Below are 22,400 nucleotides of genomic sequence, written 5' to 3'. Positions count from 1 at the left end.
CTCGGCCTCGTACGGATCCTTGATCCGGAGGGCGATCTCCAGCGCGTCCGTCCAGCACCGCCGGGCCCGCTCCTGATCGCCACGCGCGGAATGGGATGCTCGTCGCCGGGCCGGGGCGGCCGCGCGAGCGCCCGGCGGGCCACGGCGAACACCTCCTCCGCGTGCCGCTCCAGGACGTTGCCGCCGACGTAGCGCTCGGTCATCTCGGCCCGGTCGTAGAAGTCCAGCCCGATCCCCTCGGCGACGGCGTCCCCGCTCCGCAGCAGCGTCAGGAAGCCCTGCTCGAAGGCCTCCCCCGTCGTCGGGGGCCGCATGGCGTCCCAGGCGTCGCGCAGCCGCTGGTCGGCGAAGTCGAAGTCGCCGGGCCAGTGCCACGAGGAGAACTCGAGCAGGAAAGGGGTGAGCAGCATCGCAAGATCAAACCACAACCCGGGCGCGGGCGGTGTGGTCAGTTCCGGTTCTTGACCACGTCCTCGAGGCTCATGTCGCCGTCCGGTGTCCTGACCTGCCAGTCGAAGAAGCGTGTGGCGTCCGGGAGCTGCTGCCCGGGCTGCGGACGGGTGAACGTGGGTCCCGTGGTGGTGTCGATGGCCGCCTTGCCGAAGTCGATCGTGGCGGCGCCGTCGGGGCGCATGAAGGCGAGCTGGACGGCCGCCGACCCGCCGATGCCCGCCGCGAGGCCGCCCAGCACGTCCTTGATCCCGAGCGAGCCGAGGAAGCGCTGCAACTGCCCCGTCGTCGCGGCCAGCGCCGCGTTGGCCTGGGCCGCCGTCGTGCGCATCGCCACCCGCGCGGCCACCCTGGTCTGCGGGGCGAGGGAGAGGGCCTGCAGCGAGAGCAGCCGCAGGTACGTCGTCTGCGCGATCTTGGCGGCGGCCCCCCAGTAGACGAGGAACCCGTCGCCGATGCTGTCCACGTGCCCCGCCACCCACTGCACGTTCGTACGGAAGGCGTCGAGGTGGGCCCGGAGCTCACCGGCGGCGCCGGCGAACGCCTTCTGGTCGTCGGCGATCCAGTTCTGCCCCGACCGGTTGATCACGGCGGTGAGCGCGTTGTTGGCGCCCTTGTCGAGCCGGCCGCCCGCGCCCGCCTGGAGGTTGGAGGCCGCCGTCCAGATGCCGAAGACGTTCGCGACCGCGGGGGCGGTGGCCAGCAGGCCGAGCGCGATCGAGGGTTCGAGCCTGGCGGCCTTGCGCAGGATGTTCTGCACCTCCACCGGGTCGGGCGGGCTCTTGGACGGTGCGCGCAGCGGCGAGCCGTCCCTGGCCCGCCCCGCCACCCTGGGCCGGGCCATCACGGCCGCCGTCCGGCCGCGTGGCGGGCGCTCATGGGCGCTTCATGATGCGCTGCACGGCCAGGTCCTCGGCCGTGCGCCAGTTTCGTTCGGCGGTCTTCAGGTCTTCGCCCTCCCACCGGCCGAGTACGGTGAGCGCGGCCTCGGCGTCCCGGAGGAAGGACTCGATCAGCGACCGGTAGAGCGCGCCCACCGTCCACTCGCCGAGCGGCCCCCAGCCGGGGAAGTCGACGGACCTGTTCTCGTCGAAGATCTGCCGCACCTCGGTCATGACCGGGAGCAGATCGTCCCTGATGCTCCGCCGGACCTGGCCGATCGCGTCGGGGGTGATATAGCGCGTGTCCACGATCCCACCCTGTAATGCCGGACGCGGGCGGCACAGGGAGGTCATTTACTGATCATTAAGTGTTCTCATGTCAGATACCGCACCGCTTCCCAACCTTTATCCCGATAAATTGAGGTAATCAAGGATCCATGTGATTTGAGGGGCGGGAGTGCACAGTCAGCGCGACCTTTACCAGGCATACCGCCTCACCATCCAGCGCATCGGCCTGGCGTTGCTGCGTGCCCAGCCCAACCAGCCGGAGTGGCCGCTGCGCCGGCAGAACATCGGGTTCCTGGCCGGCATCTTCGTCGCGGTCCTGCTGTGCGTCGGCTTCGCCGTCTTCGGGCTGCTGCGGCCGGGCGGCACGAAGTCGCTGGAGAACCCGGGCACGCTGATCATCGAGCGCGAGACCGGGGCCAGGTTCGTCTACAGCCAGGACCAGCGCCGGCTCATCCCCGTCGCCAACTACGCCTCCGCCCGTCTCGTGCTGGGTGAGGGGCAGGTCAAGGAGCGGGTCGTGGCGCGGGAGGCGCTGGCCACGTACGAGCGGGGCGCGGCCATCGGCATCCCCGGCGCCCCCGACTCGCTGCCCGGCCCGTCGTACCTGGCCAAGGGCCCCTGGTCGGCCTGCGTGCAGGAGCGGGCGGAGCCGACCGGGCGCAAGCCGTACGTGACGCTGGTCGCGGGCCGGCAGATCGGCGGCACGCCGCTCGCGGAGGGGGACGCGCTGCTGGTGGACGTGGGCGGCCAGACGTGGGCCATCTGGCGCGGCACCCGCATGCGCGTGGCCGCCGGCATCGCCCGCGGGCTCACCGCCGGCACCCCCGCCGCCGTGCCCGTGTCCTGGCTGAACGCGCTGCCCGAAGGTCCCGACCTGGCCGCGCCGGCCATCACCGGGCGCGGGCGCCCGGTCGCCGGTCCCGGCGGCAAGTCCGCCGCCGTCGGCCAGGTGTTCCTCGCGGGCGCCGTGGCCGGCGGCGAGTCCCGCTGGTACGTGCTGCTCGGCGACGGCCTGGCCCCCGTCACGCAGGCCCAGGCCGCGCTCCTGCTGAGCGACCCCGACAGCAGGGCCGCCTACGGCGGTGGCGCGGTCAAGGAGATCCGGGTCGACGCCGCCTCCGCCAACGCCGCCCCCCGCTCACGCACCAAGCTGCCCGCCGACGGCCTGCCCGCCGTCATGCCGCGGATGACCGCCTACGACCCGGCCGGCCCGCTCTGCGTGGTCTACGCCGAGACGGGCACCGGCTCCACCCGCGTCCGCCTCACGACCGGCGCCAGGCTGCCCGAGCCGCGCGGCGACGCCACCGACCTGGTACGCCTCCCGCCCGGCCGCGCGGTCCTGGCCGGCGTCCTGCCCGGCGACGGCCAGCTCACGGCCGTCCAGTCCTACTACCTGATCACCCCGGAGGGCCGCCGCTACGCCGTGCCGGGCACCGACGTGCTGGCCAAGCTGGGCTATGCCGCCGGCCAGGCGACCCCGGTCCCCGCCAACGTGCTCCAGCTCATCCCCGAGGGACCGGTGCTCGACCCGGCACGGGCCGCCAAGCCCGTGCTCGAGAGCGGCGAGAGCGGTCAGTGACGGCCGCCCCTGGCCGAGGCGGCGATCAGTAGCCCTGGTAGCCGCCGCCGGTCTTCATGCCGACCACGCCGGGCACGTTCGACACCGAGCCGTAGCGCGAGATCGCGTACCGGACGCCCGCGATGATGTTGTCCACCGGGTTGTAGATGTCGCCGTGCCCCGGCAGCTTGTACGAGCTGAACGTGGGGTCGATGGTCTGCATCAGGCCCTTGGACGGCGTGCCCTTGGCCGCGTTGGAGTCCCAGTTGTTGATCGCGGACGGGTTGCCGCCGGACTCGTGCTTGATGATCATCCAGATGTCGTTCGGGTTCATCTTGTCCGCCGGGACGCCGTGCTGTTTGAGGATGGCGATCGCCTGGTTGATCCAATCGGCGACCTGGCCCTGCGGGGCGGGGCCGCCGCCGGGCGGGGGCGGGCCGCTGGGGCCGTACCCGCCGAAACCGACGGTGCCGGACCCCGAGCCGGACCCCGGGGAAGTGCCGGCGAGGGCGGTGTTCTGGCCGTCCAGCCGCGCCGGTGACCAGCCGAGCGGCTTGCCCTGGGCCGGTGCGAACGGCTGCGTGTCCGGCTCGGGCAGCTCTCCGGGCAGCTTGCGGATCTTGTCGAGCGAGCCCCTGATCTTCCCCGCGGAGTCGGTCATGGTCGAGGCGGTGTCGCCGACCAGCCGTTGCAGCCTCGAACGGGCCTCGCCCAGGGCGGGCTGCAGGCTCTGGGCGACCTGGTCCTCGGTCGGGCGCGGGTCGCGGCCACGCAGTTCGCGGGCGGCGGCGGCGTACCCACCGCAGATCTCCAGCGCCTCCGACTCGGCGCCCTGCAGCTTCTGGGCGGCGGTGTCGAGGTGGCCCGCGCACTCCTGGAGCGTCTGCCGCAGCCGGTCCCCCGTGTCGACCACCTTGGTCATGTAGCCGGCGAAGGCGTCGGCGCCGACGCCCTCCCAGGCGCCGTCCAGGTCGGAGGACACGGCGCTCAGCGCGCCGGTGTGCTCCTGGCAGGTGCCCGCCGCCGTACGCCAGGCGTTGGCCGCCGAGGTGATCGCGCCGGGGTTGCCGACCAGCTTCCTGGCCAGGTCCGCCAGCTCTCCGCCGCCCGGCGCGCCCCTGACGTCGTCGATCGCGCTCACCGCTGGACCGCGCCCGAGTCGGCGGAGGTGAGCGTCTCCTCGACGGCGTCGAGGGCACGCTCCACGGCCTCCAGCCGCCCGCCCAGCGTCTTGGCCACCTGCCCGGAGACCTCCACCAGGTCGGCCAGCGCCGCGGCCATGGCGGCCGACCCGGACGGGCCCCCGCCGCCGTCCGCCGCGGAGACGTTCCCGAAGGCGCCGTCCGGCGGCACCGGGCCCGTCAGCCCCTTGAACGCGCCGGATGCCGACTTGGCCGCCGCGGCGCACGCGCCCAGCGCGTCGCGGTGGAACTTGAGCACCACGCTCGGCTTCCCCTCCTCAGCGCCGGAACAGCTCCAGCAGCTCATCGGCCCGATGGGTACGGGCGATCCACACCTCGCGCCCCCGGCGCTCCCTCGTGATCAGGCGGCCGGCGCGCAACCGGTCGCAATGGTAGGTCAGGCCGCTGGGCGCGATCTTCATGTCCGTCGCCAGCATGGACATGGTCATCGGCTGGTCGAGCGCGCAGAGCAGGTCCGCCCTGACCGGGCCCACCAGCGCCGACAACTCGTCCACGGCGGGCGCGACCGGCTTGCGCCACAACGATTCCGCCCCCGGTACGGGGTAGGCGATCCACACCGCCTCCGGGTCGTCCAGGCAGACGATCAAGGAGTCCTTGCCGGCCAGCGTCGGCACCAGGACGATCTTGCGGTCGCCCAGGTCGAACGTGGCCGACTCGACGTCGGAGATGCGCAGGCCGTGGCCGTCGTACACGATGCGGTCGCTGATCGCGCCGAGCAGCAGTTCGGGACCGCCGCGCACGGTCGTCACGCCGACCCGCTCGACCTCCCTGTCGAGCAGCGGGCGGGCCCGCTTCCACAGGGGCTCGGTGGTGTTCCAGACGTCGGCCAGGGCGCTGGCGTACCCGCGCAGCCAGCGCGTGGGCCGCTCGGCGGCCGAGCGCCAGTGCGCCGGTGGCCTGCCCGGCCCGAACGTCTGCTCCAGGTCCTTGACCAGGGCGTCGGGCGGGATGTCGTGCAGGGCGCTGACCTGGGCCTGCACGGAGACGTCGCCGCTGATGGGAGAGCTCGGCACGAGGCTGTCGGGCGCGATCGAGTAGCCGGGAGCGGCCAGCGGGCGTACCGCTTCGTGACCGATCGGGCCGACACGCGACGCGATCGCCCGCCGCCACAGTTCGGGCAGGCCACGACGGCGGCCGGCGAGCGCGTCGGCGATCATGGCAAGGGCGGTCAGATTGGGCGAGATCGAAATGTAGAGCTGCGGTATGGAGCTCATACGCAGCTCGCTCCACACGCTGGTCCTTGTTGCTTGGGCCCCCACGGGTAGGACTGTAGACAGGTGGCCCATCGCCGGAGGAATGTTTCAACGATGCTCGAAACATCCCCAAAAGGGATGATCTATCTCAGGTGATGCGGATGCTCTTGCGAGTCGCGTTCATGTTGTGGAACTTAGCCCCCTCCACTAACCATTGACTTAAAGGTCCCTTGACTCCCACTTGTCACATAAGGCGCTCGATCCGCCAACCTGACCCCGCCGGCCGGGCGGCCGCCGTGCCGGCCGGGGAGTGACCGGGTCGCCGTTCTTACACCGAGGCCAAGAGACCGTCACCTGAGAGTTGGATTTTCTCTCCACGTGGCCCTCCGAACGGGTGGCCGACGCCCCCACAGGATGGAAGGCTGCCCGCAACCGCCTCGGTCCTCCTGCGAACGGATGGCCGGGGCGGAACCTCCGCAAGGCACGAGAGGAGTGCTGCAGATGACACAAGACGCCAGCCGCGTCGCGGCGAAGCGGATCAACGACCACGTGGAGCTCATCCACGCGGACAACCCGGACTCGGTGCTGGAAGTTCCTCGCCGGGACTGGGAGGCGTTCACCGCGGCCGTCAAGTCGGGTGCGTTCGATCTCGACACGCTCAACCGGCAGGCCGAGGAGAGCGTGGCCTGACCTTCCGCAGCACAAAGGGCGCCCGCTCCCCCACCGGGGAGCGGGCGCTCCTGCTGTGCGCCGGGTGGGTCAGCCGCGGCCGGACCAGTAGTCCTTGGCGCGCTCCCACGCCGCCCCGCCGACCGCGCGGCCGAGGGCGCGGCCCTGCAGGTCACCGAGGCGGAAGTGAATGCCGCCGTAGCGGCGCGACAGCCCGGCCTCGTCGGCGGCGGCGCTGAACGTGGACCAGCTCAGCGTCACGTCCTGCGCGGGCGTCACCCCCGGCTCCACCAGCGACGACCCCTTCGCGATCAGCGCCTGCCCGCCGAACGCGTCGGCGCCGGTGAAGCGCTTGAGCACCTCGGCCGCCGCCGCGCTGAACGTGCTGTGCCCCGAGACGTACTCGCCGAACGGCGGCGTCGGGAACGTCGGCACCTGGTACGGCACCCAGGAGGCCCCGTCGACCACCCGCCCGCCCCAGGTCGGGATCTGCTGCCCCTTGTACAGGAACCGGATCGCGGTGATCGGCCGGGCCGAGTCGCGGTCCCGCTTGACCTCCCACGAGGCGATCCCGGCGTCCATGACGGAGTTGGCCAGCGCGAAGAACATCTTCACGTCCTTGTCGAGCCCGTGCCGGTCGCGCGCCGAGATCTGCTGGGCGAACAGGGACCAGTGCCCGGGCGGCGTCTCGCTGCTCGGCCCGTCGGACCAGTATTCGGAGATCGACTTCTGCCGGTCGGTCAGCGCGGCCGTGCCCGACACGATCTCGGCGGCCTGCGTGCTGAACCCCGACGACCCGTACGCGTACGGCGGGATCACCGCGTCGGCCAGGTCGCGGGCGTCACCGCTGAACGAGGCCACCTGCCCCCAGTGCGGGGCCAGGAACGGCGGCGTGACCAGGACGCCGGCCCGGTTGACGTAGGTCAGCGGCGCCCAGCGGCCGGGCTCGTTGAGCGTGGTGAGCGGCTCGGCGACCACGACGGGCGCGTTGACCGGCGCGTAGCCGGTGGTGTCGGCGTAGCCGCCGAGCTGGTTGGAGCCGTCGGCGTGCCGGTGGTCGAGCACCGCCTGGCAGGCGGTCACGCCGATGCCGGCGGGACGGCTCGACGTGTCGGCCGGGTCGTAGCCCAGCTCGGTCATGAGCGCGTCGAACCCGGCCCGCTGTGCCGGGTAGAGGTCGACCGCGGCCAGGTGGGCGGCGAAGCTGATGGCCTCGGTCTTGTTCGCCTGGGTCCGCTCCGCCGGTGGCCGCCGCAGCGAACCGCCCAGCCGGGTGCCGACGGCGACCCCGTCGTAGGCGGCCCACGCGTCGTAGGCGCAGGTGTGCACGATGGCCAGCGCCCTGGCGACCTGCGGCGGGCCGAGCGTGCCGGAGCGGATCGCGGTCAGCAGCGCCTGGTTCCATCGGAGCACCACGTTGGGCGCGCCCGCGTGGGCGGGCAGGGCGGTCAGGATGAGCGCGGCGAAGCTCACCAGGGCGAGCGCGAGCGCGCATAAGGACTTGCGATGGGACATGAAAGGTCTCCTCGTGTCAACGGGCCTCCGCCACCAGGAGACGATTCCATAGTCGAATACACGTTCGACCTAACCGTTTGGTGACACCCGCCTAGCTGACCAGACCACGGATGGTCTCGTACAGGTCCATGACGGCCAGCGCGAGCGGGATGAGGGCGATCATCAGCAGGATGTCGAAGATGTCGCCCACGCGGCCCCAGAACGGGGACGGGCGCGCGGAGGTGAGCCACAGCGCCGTCCCGGCCACGGCCAGGGCCAGCACCACCAGCGCGGGCACGATGCCGTAGAGCACGAGGCCGCCGGCGGCACCGGTGACGGCCAGGGCGGCGGCCGGCAGGATCACGCCGAGCAGGGTCGTGGTCAGCAGCCAGGTCCGCTGGCCCCGGCCCTCGAAGACGCGGGCGCGCATGAGCAGCGACAGCGACAACGCCGCGCTCATCGCGAACGCCGCCCAGGTGCCGTCCAGCACGAGCAGCACCTGCGCCCCCAGCACGACGAGCGCCACCCCGCCGAGCAGCCCGGCGCAGTAGCGGTCGGCCACCACGGCCTTGTCGATCACCAGCGCGCCGTCCAGGTCGCCGCTCTCGCGCCGCAGCTCCTCCGCCGTCGTGGGCAGCGCGGGCAGCGGCATCCCGGCCAGCCGGAACGACAGCGAGGGGATCGCCGTCGTCAGCCCCACCGCGATCGCGGCCAGCACCGCCGCCACCCCCGCCGCCGGCAGGTCGAAGGCCATGACCAGGCCCGACCCCAGCAGCCCGCAGAACGCGGCGGCGGCCAGGCCGAGGAACGTGGGCAGCCCCTGCGCCACCGCGAACCCGGTGGCCGTGGCCAGCATCAGCACCACGCCCGAGGCCGAGAGCAGGGTCTCGGGCTGGAAGATCCCCTGGCTCGGGGCCGGTCCGACCAGGCCGGCGACGAAGCCGTAGGGCAGGGCGGCGTACCCGATCACCGCCCCCGAGCGGGCGTCGCCCATCGCCCGCGACAGGGCCACCGCCACCAGCAGCAGGATCAGCGCGACGCCCCCGGCCACCAGGGCGGCCGGGAGCCAGGGCGGCCCGGTGATCAGCAGCGCGGCGGCGCCCAGGCCGAGCAGCGCGGCGGCGGCGCGCAGGCCGTAGCTTCTCGTGGTGGCCGGCTGCCAGCGCCCGGTGCGCTCCAGCACGCCCGTCGCCACCGCGTCGGCCACGTCGTCGAAGACCACCTCGGGCAGCTCGTGGCCGCGCGGGCGCAGGTGCAGCAGCTCACCGTCGTGGACGGACAGCTCCGACAGGGTCGCGTTCGGGTCGAACGGCGGCCCGCCCAGCCGCTGGAGCACCCAGCCGCCGTGGGCCAGGCCCGCCTCGGCCAGCCCCTCCCCGGCGATGCGCAGCAGGGTCGGCAGCAGGTTGCCCAGCGGGATGTCCGGCGGCAGGCCCAGGTCCAGGAATCCGCGCGGGGTCACGACGGTGACCCGGCACAGGTCGGTTCCGGTGGCGCTCACCCGGTCGAGTGTATGGATCAGGCATCGCCCGCGAGGCGCGAAAAGCGTCTAGGTATTTTGAAGTATCGCCTATATCCCTACGTCAGCGGCTTTTATAGGACTGGTGAGCGGCAGCCTGATCGTGGTTCGCAGGCCGGAGCGGCGCAGACCGCCGGAGCCTCCGGGAGGCGAGGTCCTGCTCGAATCTCCCCCGGAGATCCCCGAGACCGTCACGGGCGGCGGGCTGACGCAGTTGCTGACGTACCTGCCCATGATCGCCGGTGCGGGGGCGATGGCGCTCATGTTCACCGGCGGCAGCGCCGGCAACCCGATCATGCTGGTCTCGAGCGGCCTGTTCGCGTTCTCCATGATCGGCATGAGCGTGGGCCAGATGATGCGCAACTCCGGCGAGCGCAAGAGCCAGCTCAACGGCCAGCGCCGCGACTACTACCGCTACCTGGAGCAGGTCAGGAAGCGGGTCCGCACGGCCGCCGCGCAGCAGCACAAGGCCATGACCTGGAACCATCCCGACCCCGCCGCCCTCTGGTCGCTGGTGATGACCAGCCGGCTGTGGGAGCGGCGGCCCCGCGACGACGACTTCGCCCAGATCAGGATCGCCACCTCGGCGCAGCGGCTGGCGCTGCCGATGATCCCGCCGGAGACCCGGCCGATCGAGGACCTCGACCCGGTGACGGCCGGGGCGCTGCGCCGGTTCGTCCGCACGCACGCCACCGTTCCGGGGCTGCCGGTGGCGCTGGCGCTGCACTCGTTCGCGCGCATCGTGATCGGCGGGGATCCGGCGGCGGCGCGCGACCTCGTACGGGCGGCGCTGGCCCAGGCGGCGGCGCTGCACTCCCCCGAGGACCTGCGGATCTCGGTGTGCGCCGGGAGCGAGCGGGCCCGCGAGTGGGAGCCCGTGAAGTGGCTGCCGCACGCGCTGCACCCCACCGAGCAGGACGGCGCCGGGCCGGTCCGGCTGGTGGCGGGCGACCTGGGCGAGCTGGACGAGCTGCTGGGGTTCGAGCTGAAGGACCGGCCGCGGTTCAGCAAGGGGCTGGCGCCGGAGGCGGTCCCGTACCACGTGGTGGTCGTGGACGGCGGGACGGTGCCGGCGGGCAGCCAGCTCGCCCTGGACGTCATCGAGGGCGTCACCGTGATCGACCTCGGCGGCGCGACCCCGCCCGCGCCCGCGCAGCTCACCCTGCGCCTAGAGGTCGGCGAGGACGCCGTGGTCAGGGTCGCCGAGGACGAGCTCGGCAAGGAGGTCAGGACCTCGCTCGGGCGGCCCGACCGGCTGCGGCCGCCCGCGTTCGCCGCGCTGGTCAGGCAGCTCGCGCCGATGCGGAGCGCCTCGGCTGGCGGCGGCGAGGAGGAGCGGGACGTGTTCGCCACGAACACGACGCTCACCGACCTGCTCAGGATCGGTGACGCGCGCCTGCTCTCCCCCACGACGACCTGGCAGCCCCGCCCGGTCAGGAACCGGCTGCGGGTGCCGATCGGACTGGGCGCCGACGGGCGGCCCGTCGAGCTGGACATCAAGGAGGCCGCCCAGGGCGGCATGGGGCCGCACGGCCTGGTGGTGGGCGCGACCGGTTCCGGCAAGTCGGAGCTGCTGCGCACGCTGGTGCTGGCGCTGGCCATCACGCACTCCTCCGAGACGCTCAACTTCGTGCTCGTCGACTTCAAGGGCGGCGCCACCTTCCTCGGCCTGGACGGGCTGCCGCACGTCTCGGCGGTCATCACCAACCTGGAAGACGAACTGCCGCTGGTCGACCGCATGCACGACGCGCTGCACGGCGAGATGGTGCGGCGGCAGGAACTGCTGCGCTCGGCCGGCAACTACGCCTCCGTGCGCGACTACGAGCAGGCCCGCGAGCAGGGCGCCGACCTGCGGCCGATGCCGACGCTGTTCATCGTGCTCGACGAGTTCAGCGAGCTGCTGACGGCCAAGCCGGAGTTCGTCGAGCTGTTCGTGATGATCGGGCGACTCGGGCGCTCGCTCGGGGTGCACCTGCTGCTGGCCTCCCAGCGGCTGGAGTCGGGACGGCTGCGCGGGCTGGACACGCACCTGTCGTACCGGATCGGGCTGCGGACGTTCTCGGCGGCCGAGAGCCGGGCCGTGCTGGGGGTGGCGGACGCGTACTCGCTGCCGCCCGAGCCGGGCAACGCGTACCTGATGTTCGAGACCACGGGCATGACGCGGTTCAAGGCGGCGTACGTGTCGGGGCCGTACCGGCCGGCCGCCGCGCCGGGCCAGGCCGTGACGGCGCGCTCGGGGCACCGCGGGAAGATCGTCTGGTACGGCCCCGAACGCGTGCCGATGCCGCCCGCGGTCGAGGCGCCGCCCGTCGTCGAGGACAAGGGCAAGCAGGACAGCCTGCTGGACATCGTGGTCGCGCGGCTGGCCGGGCACGGCGCCGAGGCGCACCGGATCTGGCTGCCGCCGCTGAAGGAGCCCTCCTCGATCGACCGGCTGCTGCCGCGCATCGAGACGACACCGGGGCACGGGCTCACCGCCGCCGGGTCGGGGCAGGAGCGGCCCGGACGGCTGCACGCGGTGGCCGGGATCGTGGACAGCCCGTTCGACCAGCGGCGGGACCCGTACTGGCTGGACCTGTCGGGCGCGGCGGGCAACATCGCCATCGTGGGCGCGCCCCAGACCGGCAAGAGCACGCTCCTGCGCACCCTGATCGCCTCGCTAGCGCTCACCCACACCCCGAAGGAGGTGCAGTTCTACTGCCTGGACTTCGGCGGCGGCACGCTGTCGCCCCTGTCCGGGCTGCCGCACGTCGGCGGCGTGGCCACCCGGCTGGACGCCGACGCGGTACGCAGAACGGTCGCCGAGGTCAAAACGCTGCTGGAGCGGCGTGAGCGGCTGTTCGTCGAGCGCGGGATCGACTCCATGGCCACCTACCGCAGGATGGTCGCCTCGGGCGCCTACGAGGGCGACGGCTGGGGTGACGTCTTCCTGGTGGTGGACGGCTGGTCGATCCTGCGTCAAGAGTACGAACAGCTCGAGGCGGACCTCGGCGACCTGGTCACCCGTGGCCTGGGGTACGGCATCCACGTGATCGGCACCGCCAACCGGTGGCTGGAGTTCAGGGCGAGCGTGCGCGACCTGCTCGCCACCCGGCTGGAGCTCCGGCTCGGGGACTCGTTCGACTCCGAGATCGACCGCAAGGCCGCCGCGAACGTGCCCGAACGGGCGCCGGGCCGCGGGCTGACCCGCGAGGCGCTGCACTTCCTGGCCGCGCTGCCGCGCATCGACGGCCGCTCCACCGTGGAGGACCTGTCCGAAGGGGTGTCCGCCCTGGTGGAGGCCGCGGCGACGGCCTGGCACGGCCACCCGGCGCCGCCCGTACGGCTGCTGCCGGCCCTGCTCCCCGCGCACACCCTGCCCGCCCCGCAGACCGAGGGCGGCACGCGGGTGCCGATCGGCATCGACGAGGCCGCGCTCGCGCCGGTGCTCCTCGACTTCGACGCCGACCCGCACTTCGTGGTGTTCGGCGACACCGAGAGCGGCAAGAGCAACCTGCTCAAGGTGATCGCGCACGGCCTGGCGGCCGGGCGGACGCCGATGCAGGCCCGCTTCATCGTCATCGACTACCGGCGCTCGCTCCTGGACGCCACCGACACCGAGCACCGCGTCGGGTACGCCGCCTCCAGCACCGCCGCCACGACCCTGCTCAAGGGGGTCCAGGAGGTGCTGCAGGACCGGCTCCCGCCGCCCGACCTGACCTCGGAGCAACTGCGCACCCGCAGTTGGTGGACCGGGCAGGACCTGTACGTGATCGTGGACGACTACGACCTGGTGGCGACCTCGGCCAACCCGCTGACCATCCTCGGCGACCTGCTGCCCCAGGCCCGGGACATCGGGCTGCACCTGGTGCTGGGGCGGGCCATGGGGGGTGCGGGGCGGAGCATGCTGGATCCGGTGGTGCGGCGGCTGAAGGAGATGAACTCGCCGGCCGTGATGTTGTCGGGGCCCAGGGACGAAGGGCAGCTCTTCGGGAACGTACGGCCGCGGCAGCTTCCGCCGGGGCGCGGGCTGTACGTGGATCGGCGGTCGGGCGAAAAGCTCATCCAAACCGCCTACCTGGCTTAGGCCCTCTCACCAGCCCACACCGTACTTCGGCGCGGGTCCTTTTGGGGGAGAGAGAAGCGCGGGCCCTCCGGATAGCGAGCCCGCGCCGAACTTCGGCGGGGGTCCCTTTGGGGGGGGGGGAGGGGAAGGGGGTGTGGGGGCCTCGGAGGGCGAGTCGGACGCGTCGTGCTTCGGTGCGGGTCCTTCGGAGGACCTTGGGGAGGGCGTGGGGTCAGGGGTCGAGGTCGCGTTCGATGCGGGAGAGTTCGGCGACCGCGCGGTCCATGGCCTCCTCGTACGCCGCCCTCGCGTCGCGCATGTGCCGGTCGGCCGGGTTGTCCTCGTCCGCCAGGTTCAGCGGCCCCGTCCCCAGGGCGTCGCCCAGGAGTTCGGCCGACTTGGCCTCCAGGTCGGCCAGGGCGGCGGCGATCAGCGCCAGGATCGTCTCGGACAGGCGCTGCGAGCCCCAGCGCATGGCCCGGGGGTCGATGTGCAGCCCCGTGACGCCCTGCGCCGAGCACTCGACCCTGACCAGCTTGTCCGGGTCCTGGGCGGCGCCCTCGACGGTGAGCATCCGCTGGTAGACGTCGTCCAGCCCGGCCGTGGAGCGCTGGGCGTCGGCGATCAGCCGGTCCATGGCCCCCTCGTCGAACGCCGCCATCACGCTTTCACCTCCGGAGCCGAGGGCTTGATCGCGGTGTCACCGAACCGGCCCGCGACCGCCGACTGCCCCATCATCGCGCCCGTCACCCCGGCCGCCCCGCCCAGGACCACCTTCTTGCCCGTCGACATCTGCGCCAGTTTCGCGGCCACCTTGCCCACCACGCCCTGCCCGCCCATCACGAACGCCCTGGCCCGGCCCGCGAGCTGCCCGGCCTGCTGGTCCGCCCGCAGCCCGAACGAGGTGGCGGCCACCTCCGCCGGCCCTCTGGTGAACGGGTTCACCTGGTTCATCCGGTAGATGAACCCCGCCGCGAGGATGGCCGCCCCGGTGACGAAGACGGCCTGGCCGAGCACGTCGTACGCGGTCGCCGTGGCACGCAGGACGTCGGCCGACGCCTTGGGCGAGCCGGCCTTCTCCCCGGCGTCGTCGGCGTAGCCGCGCACCGTCTCGGTGTAGAGCTTGGCGCTGGGCGCGGTCCAGTTGACGTTCGTGACCGACCGGTCCACGAGGTCGGGATGCGCGCTCATGGACAGGGACACCTTCTCCCACGCGTCGGCCGCCGCCCGCTGCTGGGCCGTGTCGCCGCCCATGAGCGGCAGGAGCATCGTGGCGTAGCGGGCACGTCCCATGCCCAGGAGCATCGAGCCCGTCATGGCCATGGCCGAGCCGTCGATGACGGACCGGGGTTGTTCAAGCATGGGATGTCGCCTTACCTCGGGATGTTCGGTATCTGCCCGGCGATCCGGGCGGCGTCCCCATCTCCGCCCGTGTAGCCGTTGGCCGTGTCGTACGCCTTGTTGTGGATGTCGGAGACCTCGCCGCGCTTGCCCGCGAGGTACTGCTGCGCGGCCCGTTTGACCTGGTCGAACGACTCTCCCAGGGACCCGCCGAGCAGGCCGAAGGCGCCGTAGGCCCCCATGGCGCTGAGCTCGATCTGGGCGACGGTGCGCGCCATCTCCTCCAGGTCCCGCATGGGGGCGTCGGCCATCTTGCGGCCCATCTCGCGGATGGACTCCGCCTCTACGGCGATCTTGTCGACCATGGCGCTATCCCACCACCGGTGGCCCGCAGTCGATCACGGGCTGGAAGAAGTCGTCGTCGCGGTTCTTGGCGGTGAGCGCGCGGCGGTCACCGCTCCGGCCCTCCTGCGCGCCTCCGCCGCCCATCGGCATGAACGGCATCCCGCCGGCTCCCATCGCGCCCGGCTCGCCTCCGGCCATCGGCGACCTGGTCGCGGGCCACGAGCCGTCCACGACGGGCACGCTGCCGGGGCGCACGGTCGGGCCGAGCGACCTGGCCTCCTGGGCGGCGCTGGTGTACGGGTCGCGCCCGGTGCCGGTGGCCGCCGGACTGGTGCTCTGGTTCGCGGGGACGACGGGGTCACTCCTGATCGGGGCGGGGGCCGAGGTGGGAAGCGGGACTCCGGGCTGCCCCGCCGGCGGCGTGCCGGGCGGCGCAGTGGCGTTCGTGCCGGTCGTGCCGGGCGGCCGGGTGGCGGGCTGTCCGGTGCCCGGCGCGGCACCGCTGAGCCGCCCGCTTCCGGCGGGAACGGGCGCCACCGGGATGGGCGCCGCCGGAGCGGGGGTGGGCGGGACCGAACCACCACCACCCGGCGGCGCGGTCGGCGGCGGGGCCGCGGCCGGGGTCGTGCCCGGCAGCGACCCCGCGGGCGTCGGCTGATAGTTGGACGTGCTCGCCAGACCGGTGCCGGAGCGCACCGGAACGGTGTCCTCGTACGGCAGGTCGCCACCCTGTACCGGGGTCGGCGCCCGCTCGGGCGGCGGCAGGTACGGCTCGGGTGAGGCCAGCTTCGCGTCCCAGGCCAGACGGTCCGGCATCGTCGTGTACGCCCCCTGGTAGTGCCCGTTGAGCTGCTGCATGAACGTACGCGCGTCCTGGTCGGGGTCGTTGGCCGCCTGCATCGATCCCGCCCCCATGCCGCTGGCCTCCACCCAGTACTCCTGCAGCTCCGTCGCCTTGTCGAATCGTTCCTTGGCCGAGGCCAGCTCACGGCTCACGGTCTCCAGCGCGGGCGGGACGCCGTTCACGTCGTTCCGCAACGACTGCAGGTACGTCTGGAGCCGGTTCATCCGGGTGAGCATGGCCCTGGCGGACTCGCCGCCCCAGTTCCCGTCGGCGACCAGCCGGCCCGCACTGTCCCCCAGCGCCGTGATCGCCGACGTGAGCAGCTCGGACGTCGTCTTGTACGCGTCCACGACCGGCCCGAACTCCTCCGGCCGGGCCCGCATGAGCATCCGCCGGATCTCCTCGCGCCCGCCGTACGCGTTGACGTTCCCGCCCTGCAGGCAGCCGTTCTTGATGGGTTTTGGTTCCGGCAACGCGCTTCCTCTATCCCGTACGCGGCACCGCGCCGGCGGCCCGCTCGTCGGCGCCCCGCACGGTGTCGGCGGTGGCGACCAGATCGTCGATCACCCGCTGGACCTGCTCCAGGACGAACTGGAGCGAGTCCCCCGTGGCCTCACGGGCCCGGCGCACCGTGTCGGAGTAGCCCGCGGCGATGTCCCAGTCGCCCGCGGCCCCCGGCGGCAGATCGGGGACCTTGAACCGGGCCGCGTCGAGCCGGGGCAGCAGGTCCTTGGACAGCCTGCCGGCCACGTCGATGAGCGCCTCCGGCTTGCACATCGCCTGGTCGCCGGCCGTGGCCGGGTCGATGATCGGCTCGTTCACCAGGCTCAGGTGCCCCAGCGCCGGACGTTGGCGTTCTCCGCGTCCCGCATGATCTCGGTCGCGTCGTGCAGGGCGGGGCCGAAGCGCTGCATGGTGTCACCCATGGCGACCACGGCCTCGTTCCACTGGCGCTTGGCCTCCAGGTAGACGGTCTTGGCGGAGCCGTCCCAGGTCTCGAGGACCTTCAGGTCGTTCTCCAGGTCGGCCAGTTCGCCGACCAGGTTCGCGTAGGCCCGGCCGAGCTCTGACGCGATCTCCTCCATCTCGTCGAAATTAGCGAGAATGATGTCGCCGCCACCGGTCATGGTATTTCTCCGTTCGTCAGAGCTTGCCGCCGCCGAGGGCCGCCCGCAGATTCTCGGCGACCTCGCGTGAACTGGTGGACGCCTCGGTGTACTGGATGCCCGAGGCCTTCAGGTTCTCCGCGATCGCGTGCAGCGCGTCGATGACCTTTTTGAACTGCGGGTTCCACTCGTTGAGCACCTGGGTGTAGACGGTCGCGGACTCGCCCTGCCAGGCTCCGCCGAGTGTCGCGGGAATCTGGGTGAGCCTGTTGTGGATTTGCGTGATGTTCCCGTGGGCGGTGAGCGCGCGTTCTGCGGCGCTGTGTTGACTGCCCTCTTGGAAACGTGTCGGCTCTGCCACGGTGTACCTCTCGGATCGCGGTGAACCCGAATTCAACCGGGTTTCATCTTCGAATCAACGTAAATGGGTCAGGTCGAATGGGGCTACGATTTCAACTTTCCTGTAACTGTTGTGGCGCCCCCCGCCCGCCACTTCCGGCGGCGGGCCCTGGGCAGCGTCAGCGCCAGGAACACCACCAGCGCGGTGGCCCCGACCGTGCCCGCGGCCATCGCGAGGGCGATGCCCCGCATCCGCCTGTCGGGCACGGGCGCCCTGGCCAGGACGACCGGCGCGGCGGCGGCCCCGCCCTCCTCGGCGGGCGGCAGGACCGAGGTGACCGCCTGCAGGGGGTTGACGAGCCCGGCGCCGGTGCCGGCCGCGCCCCCGCCCTCGGCCGTCCGTTCCAGCCGGCGCTTGACCTCCCAGAGGTCGAGGTCCGGATGCCGGGCCCTGACCAGGGCGGCCACGCCGGACACGAAGGGGGCGGCGAAGCTGGTGCCGTCCAGCCCCGTACGGTATCCGCCGCCGGTCCACGCGCTCGTGACCCCTGCCCCTGGCGCGGTGACCGAGATGCGGGTGGCGCCGTTGGAGAAGTCCGACTTCTTGCCGTCCGGCGAGGCGGAGCCGACCGCGACCACGCCCGGATACTCGGCCGGGTACGCGGGCGTGACCGCCCCGTCGTCCTGCTTGACGTTGCCCGCCGCCGCCACGATCACCACGTCCTTGGCCTGCGCGTACGCCACCGCCGCCTTGAGCGGGGGCGCGTCGTGGGCCTGCACGGACACGTTGATCACCTGCGCCCCCAGGTCGGCCGCCCGCCTGATGCCGTCGGCCAGCCGCCTCACGTCGCCCGACTGCCCCTCGGTCTGCTTGATCGACAGGATCCGGGCGGCGGGCGCGACGCCCATCACCGGAACGCCGCGCGAGGTCAGGTCGCGCCCGGCGATGATCCCGGCCACCGCCGTGCCGTGGCCCACGCAGTCGCGCAGGTCGGTGCCCGTGAGGTCCACCTGGCGCGCGACGACGCCGGCGAGCTGGGGGTGCGTGACGTCCACGCCGCTGTCCACGACGGCGACGGTGACCCCTTCGCCCCTGGTGAGCCGCCACACCCGCTGGAACCGCAGCCGCTCCTGCGGCCACGGCGTGCCGGTGACCTCGGCGACGCCCGGCTCGGGGTCGCAGGTCACCGTGCGCGTGGGCGCCGGGGTGGGGGTGAGCGCCAGGGTGATGGCCGCGGCGCCGTACCAGAGGGAAGGCACGGGACGAAGTCTGCCTATATTTCCGATTTGTCGTTGCTCTCTTAGAAATATCTTGAAATGAGACGCCGGGCGGCGGGCCACGGGATAGGCAGGTGTCGGTATGTCCGTCGACGTGGACGCGGAGAGTGAGCATGGCGACACCTGAGACCGACGAGAACGTCGCCCCGTCGGTCGGCCGGCGCGAGAACGTGCTCAGGGAGGCCGACCGCAACTTCGGCGGCTCTGACTACGAATACGACGGCATCCAGGCCGAGTACGTCGAGCACGCCCGCGAGTACGACAAGGGCAACTACCCCCACGAGGGCCCGAAGGCGCCGCCGGAGTCGGACCGCGAGGAGCTCATCGCCGCCAACCGGGTGGATCCCGGCGCGGCGAAGAAGGAGATGTTCATCGAGGTCGGCGCGTACGAGGACGCCAGTGGCAAGCCGCTGCCCACGTCACCGGTGGAGATCCTGCGCCAGGACCTGAGGCGGCTCCAGGGCGAGGGCGGACGGAGCCTCAAGGTCCTGCTCGACCTGGCCGGCGTCAGCGACAAGGACCTCGGGGCCTGGCAGGCGGCCGCCGACCTGCACCAGACCACCACGAGGGCGCAGAACACGCTCGGCACCGCCATCGGGCGGGTGTACAGCACGTACGAGGCCGTGGTCCAGGCGCTCGACGACACGGTCAAGACCGCCAAGGGCGCGGACCGGGCCGTCGCCGACAAGGTGGGGAAGCGTACATGAGCGACGGTTACTGGAGCGAGGCGCTCAAGGACACCCGGGTGCCGCTGCCGGACGACATCACGCCGGTCGGGACCGGCGACTCCGACAGCAGCGAGGGCATCGCCGAACTGCTCAGGAACACCCGCCCCGACCGGATCTCCCAGGCCGGGCAGAACTACCTCGACATCGCCGCGATGTGCAAGGAGTCCGTGGAGAGGCTGCGCCGGCAGGCCGAGGCGATCGCCGGCACGCTGGGCGGCGACTCGCTGAAGGGCGTCTTCGAGACCATCGGCCAGCTCCAGCGGGACCTCGCGCAGATCAACTTCGCGGCCAACTCGGTCGGGGCGCCGCTCAAGTGGTACGGCGACGAGGTGCTCCCGTGGTTCCGCAACAACGTGCCGGGAACCGGCTCGGTCGGCTGGGACGACGACATCTACGACAGCTTCGGCAGCAACGGCAACGGCCACGCCCTCGCCCGTCACCATCTCAAGCATCTGAACACGTACATGGTGGACGTCTACGGCGCCATCACCGGCTACGTCGAACAGCGCTCGAAAGCGCCACTGACCGGCGTGCCCGACGTGAACCTCGGCGGCATGCCGGGCCTGACCGCCGACCCGTACGCCGGCTCCGGCCTGAACTCCCCATACGCCTCCCCCGCCCTCGGCACCCCGCCCGGCGGCCCGGACATCCCCGGCCTCCAGGACCCGTCGCTGAAGGACCCGTCGCTCACCGACCCGTCCCTGCGCGACCCCTCCCTGAAGGATCCCTCTCTCCAGGACCCGTCGCTGAAGGACCCGTCCCTCACGGACCCGTCCCTGCGCGACCCCTCGCTCCAGACCCCGCAGACGCCGGACCTGAAGACCCCCGACCTGAAGACGCCGGAACTCAACACGCCCGACCTCTCCAGGACGCCCACCCCGTCCGCGACGGACCTGTCCAGCCTGCAACCGGCGGGCGTGACCACCCAGCCGCCCACCGGGACCACGACCATCGGCCCCGGCCTCCCCTCGGGCACCTCCGCGGCCACGCCGTTCGGCGGCGCGGGCGCCCAGGGGCTCGGCGCGCGGGCGGGCGGCGCGGCCGGCATGCCGATGGGCATGATGCCGCCGATGATGGGCGGTGGGCAGGGCGGGCAGGAGCGTGACCGCGAGCGCGACAGGTTGTCGCTGGTGGAGGACGAGGCGTTCGAGAGCGACGACATGGGCGGCCCGTCCGTGATCGCATGACGGTCATCGCCGAGCGGGTCCGCGGCCATCGGCTGCTGGAGCGGGCCGGCCAGGACGGTCCCTGGGCCGTGCATCTCGCCCGGGCGACGGCCACGGGCGCGGACGTGCTGGTCAAGACGCTGGCCTGCCATCAGGTGGACAAGCGGGCGCTCAAGCGCATCGTCCGCGGCTTCGGCTTCCCCGAGGAGCTGGCCCGCCACGACGGCGTGATCCCGGTGCTGGAGGTGGGCGCGACCGGGGACGGGCGGCCGTACCTGGTGACGCCGCTGCACGAGGGGCTCACGCTGGCCGAGCGGCCGGGGCGGAGCCTGCCGATGCCGCTGGAGCAGGCCACCGGGCTGCTGCGCGCGGTGGCGGGCGCCCTCACGGCCACGCACGCGGCGGGCGGCGTGCACGGGCGGGTCAAGCCCGAGAACGTCGTCATGACCGCGTCGGGGGTGGCGCTGACGGGGTACGCCATGTCGGCGCTGATGTCGATCGTGGAGCTGCCGGACGGAACGCTGCCGTCGGTGCACGCGGCGCCCGAGGAGCTCGAGGGCCATCCGCCGGTGCCGGCCTCGGACGTGTACGCGCTGGCGTCGATGGCGTACGAGCTGCTCGCCGGGCGTTCCGCGTTCGCCCTGGACGGGCCGGGCAGCACGGCCAGGTTCGTCCTCGGCGTCCTGACGGAGACCCCGCCCCCGTTCCCGCCCTCGGTGCCCCAGGACCTGGCGCGGCTCCTCACCAGGGCCCTGTCCAAGGACCCGTTCACCCGCCCGACCGCCGCCGACCTCGCCGCCGCCGTCGCCTCCGCCCCCATCCACCCCCTGCTCCCCACCGAACCCCCGCCCGCGACCACCGGGCCCGGCCTGCCACCCGCCACCACCGGTGCGAGCCTGCCGGCCACCGGCCACCCGAGCCTGTCACCCGGCGACCACACGGGCCTGTCACCCGCGGACCGTCCTGTCCTGCCGCCCGGCGACCACCCAAGCCTGTCGGGCCTGCCGGCCGGTGATCGGCTGATCGCCGGCGAGGCCGGTCAGCCGCCCACCGCCCGCCTGCCCCTCACCGACGTCGGCCCGCCGCTCACCGCTCGGCCGCCGATGGGCGACGGGACGGGCCCGGAGCGGTCGGGCCCTCGTGAGCTGGTGTGGACGGTCGACCCAGACCGTTCGCAGGTCAGGCCCCCGGCGGGCCCGCAGCCGTTCCTCCCGCCTCCCCCCGACGCCGCCCAGCCGCAGAGCCCGGCGGCGGCGGAGCCGGGCGGCCGGAGCAAGCGGGTCTCGCTGTTCGTGGCGGGCGCGTCCGGGCTGGCCGTGCTGGTGGGCGTGGGCAGCGTGGCCCTGGCGATGAGCGGCCGCCCGCAGACCTCCGGCGCGCAGGAGCAGCCCGTAGCCGCCACGGCAGCGGCCCCGTCCGACGGCGCCCCCGCCGACACGTCACTCGACCCGCCACCCGACCAGCCCGCCGACCAGCCCGCCGACCAGTCGCCGGCGGACGCGACACCGGACGTGGCGCCCACCGAGACGCGGCCCGACCCCGCGACGTCGCCGCCCACGCTCCGCCGGACCACCGACCCGGCGGCCATGGCCGCGTACCGGCCCAAGAGCCTCAAGCTGGTGTCCGACAACGGCACCACGGTCACGCTCTCCTGGAAGGCCGTGCGCAAGAGCGGCTACCCCACGGTGATCCAGCAGGCTCCGGGCGACCGCATGATGTCGGCGGCCACCGGCACCACCACCTACACGGTCGGCGGTCTGGAGCCGACCACCGGCTACTGCTTCAAGGTCGGCTCCGTGGTCGCCCTGGGCCAGCCGTCGTCGGTCGCCTGGTCGTCCGCGCTGTGCATCCGCGGAGCCGCGGAGGCGAACCCCGGCGGCCAGGACGACGAGGTGCAGCCCCCGATCGTGCTCCCGCTGGCCACACCACCACCGTCGTGACCACCCGGCCCCCA

At 72.8% G+C, this 22,400-nt stretch carries 22 protein-coding genes; 6 read left to right on the top strand and 16 right to left on the bottom strand.

Annotation, left to right across the window (positions count from 1 at the left end; genetic code table 11):
• From AB0I15_RS10755 to AB0I15_RS10745, 3 genes are all read right to left on the bottom strand, one after another.
• On the bottom strand, positions 1-410 hold a 410-nt coding region (locus AB0I15_RS10755; RefSeq protein ID WP_358092831.1), incomplete at its 3' end, for a hypothetical protein.
• A 38-nt stretch (positions 411-448) separates the two neighbouring features.
• On the bottom strand, positions 449-1,294 hold the full coding sequence (locus AB0I15_RS10750) for a hypothetical protein (RefSeq protein ID WP_358092828.1): 846 nt from the start codon (positions 1,292-1,294) through the stop codon (positions 449-451).
• A 31-nt stretch (positions 1,295-1,325) separates the two neighbouring features.
• Positions 1,326-1,640 carry a hypothetical protein gene (locus tag AB0I15_RS10745; protein ID WP_358092825.1) on the bottom strand — a complete coding sequence of 105 codons (315 nt, stop codon included), beginning with the start codon at positions 1,638-1,640 and terminating at the stop codon, positions 1,326-1,328.
• Positions 1,641-1,788: 148 nt separating this feature from the next.
• Between AB0I15_RS10745 and eccB the strand changes: the two genes are divergently transcribed.
• Complete coding sequence (gene eccB, locus AB0I15_RS10740; protein ID WP_358092822.1) at positions 1,789-3,198, top strand: type VII secretion protein EccB; 1,410 nt, start codon at positions 1,789-1,791, stop codon at positions 3,196-3,198.
• A gap of 25 nt (positions 3,199-3,223) precedes the next feature.
• On the opposite strand, the gene AB0I15_RS10735 is transcribed toward eccB, so the two are convergent.
• From AB0I15_RS10735 to AB0I15_RS10725, 3 genes are read right to left on the bottom strand one after another with little or no spacing between them, the layout of a single operon-like run.
• Positions 3,224-4,318 (bottom strand): transglycosylase SLT domain-containing protein, encoded by a 1,095-nt coding sequence (locus tag AB0I15_RS10735; protein ID WP_358092820.1) that lies wholly within the window; start codon positions 4,316-4,318, stop codon positions 3,224-3,226.
• The gene (locus AB0I15_RS10730) at positions 4,315-4,620 is read right to left on the bottom strand and encodes a hypothetical protein (RefSeq protein ID WP_358092818.1); all 306 of its coding nucleotides are present in this window, start codon (positions 4,618-4,620) and stop codon (positions 4,315-4,317) included. Before AB0I15_RS10730 ends, AB0I15_RS10735 begins: the two co-directional genes overlap by 4 nt.
• Positions 4,621-4,636: 16 nt before the next feature.
• Positions 4,637-5,593, bottom strand: coding sequence for a winged helix-turn-helix domain-containing protein (locus tag AB0I15_RS10725; protein ID WP_358092816.1), 957 nt, complete (start codon positions 5,591-5,593; stop codon positions 4,637-4,639).
• A gap of 480 nt (positions 5,594-6,073) precedes the next feature.
• Between AB0I15_RS10725 and AB0I15_RS10720 the strand changes: the two genes are divergently transcribed.
• A complete protein-coding gene (locus AB0I15_RS10720; protein WP_358092814.1) occupies positions 6,074-6,262 on the top strand; it encodes a hypothetical protein in 189 nt (62 codons plus the stop codon).
• 69 nt (positions 6,263-6,331) lie between these two features.
• Here the strand turns inward: AB0I15_RS10720 and AB0I15_RS10715 are convergent, their stop codons facing one another.
• Both AB0I15_RS10715 and eccD read right to left on the bottom strand, forming a co-directional pair.
• The gene (locus AB0I15_RS10715) at positions 6,332-7,756 is read right to left on the bottom strand and encodes a vanadium-dependent haloperoxidase (protein ID WP_358092812.1); all 1,425 of its coding nucleotides are present in this window, start codon (positions 7,754-7,756) and stop codon (positions 6,332-6,334) included.
• A gap of 91 nt (positions 7,757-7,847) precedes the next feature.
• Positions 7,848-9,236 (bottom strand): type VII secretion integral membrane protein EccD, encoded by a 1,389-nt coding sequence (gene eccD / locus AB0I15_RS10710; protein ID WP_358092810.1) that lies wholly within the window; start codon positions 9,234-9,236, stop codon positions 7,848-7,850.
• 103 nt (positions 9,237-9,339) lie between these two features.
• On the opposite strand from eccD, the gene eccCa reads away from it, so the two are divergent.
• The gene (gene eccCa / locus AB0I15_RS10705; protein ID WP_358092807.1) at positions 9,340-13,320 is read left to right on the top strand and encodes a type VII secretion protein EccCa; all 3,981 of its coding nucleotides are present in this window, start codon (positions 9,340-9,342) and stop codon (positions 13,318-13,320) included.
• A gap of 211 nt (positions 13,321-13,531) precedes the next feature.
• On the opposite strand, the gene AB0I15_RS10700 is transcribed toward eccCa, so the two are convergent.
• From AB0I15_RS10700 to mycP, 8 genes are all read right to left on the bottom strand, one after another.
• Positions 13,532-13,960 (bottom strand): YbaB/EbfC family nucleoid-associated protein, encoded by a 429-nt coding sequence (locus AB0I15_RS10700; RefSeq protein ID WP_358092851.1) that lies wholly within the window; start codon positions 13,958-13,960, stop codon positions 13,532-13,534.
• On the bottom strand, positions 13,960-14,661 hold the full coding sequence (locus AB0I15_RS10695) for a hypothetical protein (protein WP_358092805.1): 702 nt from the start codon (positions 14,659-14,661) through the stop codon (positions 13,960-13,962). Before AB0I15_RS10695 ends, AB0I15_RS10700 begins: the two co-directional genes overlap by 1 nt.
• A gap of 11 nt (positions 14,662-14,672) precedes the next feature.
• The gene (locus AB0I15_RS10690; RefSeq protein ID WP_358092802.1) at positions 14,673-15,005 is read right to left on the bottom strand and encodes a hypothetical protein; all 333 of its coding nucleotides are present in this window, start codon (positions 15,003-15,005) and stop codon (positions 14,673-14,675) included.
• Between the two features lie 4 nt (positions 15,006-15,009).
• Complete coding sequence (locus AB0I15_RS10685; protein ID WP_358092799.1) at positions 15,010-16,302, bottom strand: hypothetical protein; 1,293 nt, start codon at positions 16,300-16,302, stop codon at positions 15,010-15,012.
• 10 nt (positions 16,303-16,312) lie between these two features.
• Positions 16,313-16,651, bottom strand: coding sequence for a hypothetical protein (locus tag AB0I15_RS10680; RefSeq protein ID WP_358092796.1), 339 nt, complete (start codon positions 16,649-16,651; stop codon positions 16,313-16,315).
• 5 nt (positions 16,652-16,656) lie between these two features.
• Complete coding sequence (locus AB0I15_RS10675) at positions 16,657-16,956, bottom strand: WXG100 family type VII secretion target (protein WP_358092794.1); 300 nt, start codon at positions 16,954-16,956, stop codon at positions 16,657-16,659.
• 16 nt (positions 16,957-16,972) lie between these two features.
• Complete coding sequence (locus tag AB0I15_RS10670; protein ID WP_358092791.1) at positions 16,973-17,296, bottom strand: WXG100 family type VII secretion target; 324 nt, start codon at positions 17,294-17,296, stop codon at positions 16,973-16,975.
• Between the two features lie 83 nt (positions 17,297-17,379).
• Positions 17,380-18,534 carry a type VII secretion-associated serine protease mycosin gene (gene mycP / locus AB0I15_RS10665; RefSeq protein ID WP_358092788.1) on the bottom strand — a complete coding sequence of 385 codons (1,155 nt, stop codon included), beginning with the start codon at positions 18,532-18,534 and terminating at the stop codon, positions 17,380-17,382.
• A 131-nt stretch (positions 18,535-18,665) separates the two neighbouring features.
• Here mycP and AB0I15_RS10660 point away from each other — a divergent pair, with 131 nt between their 5' ends.
• From AB0I15_RS10660 to AB0I15_RS10650, 3 genes are read left to right on the top strand one after another with little or no spacing between them, the layout of a single operon-like run.
• The gene (locus AB0I15_RS10660) at positions 18,666-19,259 is read left to right on the top strand and encodes a hypothetical protein (protein ID WP_358092785.1); all 594 of its coding nucleotides are present in this window, start codon (positions 18,666-18,668) and stop codon (positions 19,257-19,259) included.
• Positions 19,256-20,467 (top strand): hypothetical protein, encoded by a 1,212-nt coding sequence (locus AB0I15_RS10655; RefSeq protein WP_358092782.1) that lies wholly within the window; start codon positions 19,256-19,258, stop codon positions 20,465-20,467. Before AB0I15_RS10660 ends, AB0I15_RS10655 begins: the two co-directional genes overlap by 4 nt.
• On the top strand, positions 20,464-22,386 hold the full coding sequence (locus AB0I15_RS10650) for a protein kinase (protein ID WP_358092779.1): 1,923 nt from the start codon (positions 20,464-20,466) through the stop codon (positions 22,384-22,386). The genes AB0I15_RS10655 and AB0I15_RS10650 overlap by 4 nt, the downstream gene beginning before the upstream one ends.
• Positions 22,387-22,400 lie beyond the last annotated feature (14 nt).

Origin of the sequence: Nonomuraea sp. NPDC050643 (assembly GCF_040654715.1) — a bacterium.
Classification (GTDB): Bacteria; Actinomycetota; Actinomycetes; order Streptosporangiales; family Streptosporangiaceae; genus Nonomuraea.
This window is presented reverse-complemented; position numbering and strand designations above follow the sequence as displayed.

Excerpts from the sequence above, each read along its gene's own strand:
- AB0I15_RS10750 (WP_358092828.1), bottom strand. The coding sequence starts at position 1,294 with ATGGCCCGGCCCAGGGTGGCGGGGCGGGCCAGGGACGGCTCGCCGCTG.
- AB0I15_RS10725 (WP_358092816.1), bottom strand. The coding sequence starts at position 5,593 with ATGAGCTCCATACCGCAGCTCTACATTTCGATCTCGCCCAATCTGACC.
- AB0I15_RS10720 (WP_358092814.1), top strand. The coding sequence starts at position 6,074 with ATGACACAAGACGCCAGCCGCGTCGCGGCGAAGCGGATCAACGACCAC.
- AB0I15_RS10715 (WP_358092812.1), bottom strand. The coding sequence starts at position 7,756 with ATGTCCCATCGCAAGTCCTTATGCGCGCTCGCGCTCGCCCTGGTGAGC.
- AB0I15_RS10700 (WP_358092851.1), bottom strand. The coding sequence starts at position 13,960 with ATGGCGGCGTTCGACGAGGGGGCCATGGACCGGCTGATCGCCGACGCC.
- AB0I15_RS10695 (WP_358092805.1), bottom strand. The coding sequence starts at position 14,661 with ATGCTTGAACAACCCCGGTCCGTCATCGACGGCTCGGCCATGGCCATG.
- AB0I15_RS10690 (WP_358092802.1), bottom strand. The coding sequence starts at position 15,005 with ATGGTCGACAAGATCGCCGTAGAGGCGGAGTCCATCCGCGAGATGGGC.
- AB0I15_RS10675 (WP_358092794.1), bottom strand. The coding sequence starts at position 16,956 with ATGACCGGTGGCGGCGACATCATTCTCGCTAATTTCGACGAGATGGAG.
- AB0I15_RS10660 (WP_358092785.1), top strand. The coding sequence starts at position 18,666 with ATGGCGACACCTGAGACCGACGAGAACGTCGCCCCGTCGGTCGGCCGG.
- AB0I15_RS10655 (WP_358092782.1), top strand. The coding sequence starts at position 19,256 with ATGAGCGACGGTTACTGGAGCGAGGCGCTCAAGGACACCCGGGTGCCG.
- AB0I15_RS10650 (WP_358092779.1), top strand. The coding sequence starts at position 20,464 with ATGACGGTCATCGCCGAGCGGGTCCGCGGCCATCGGCTGCTGGAGCGG.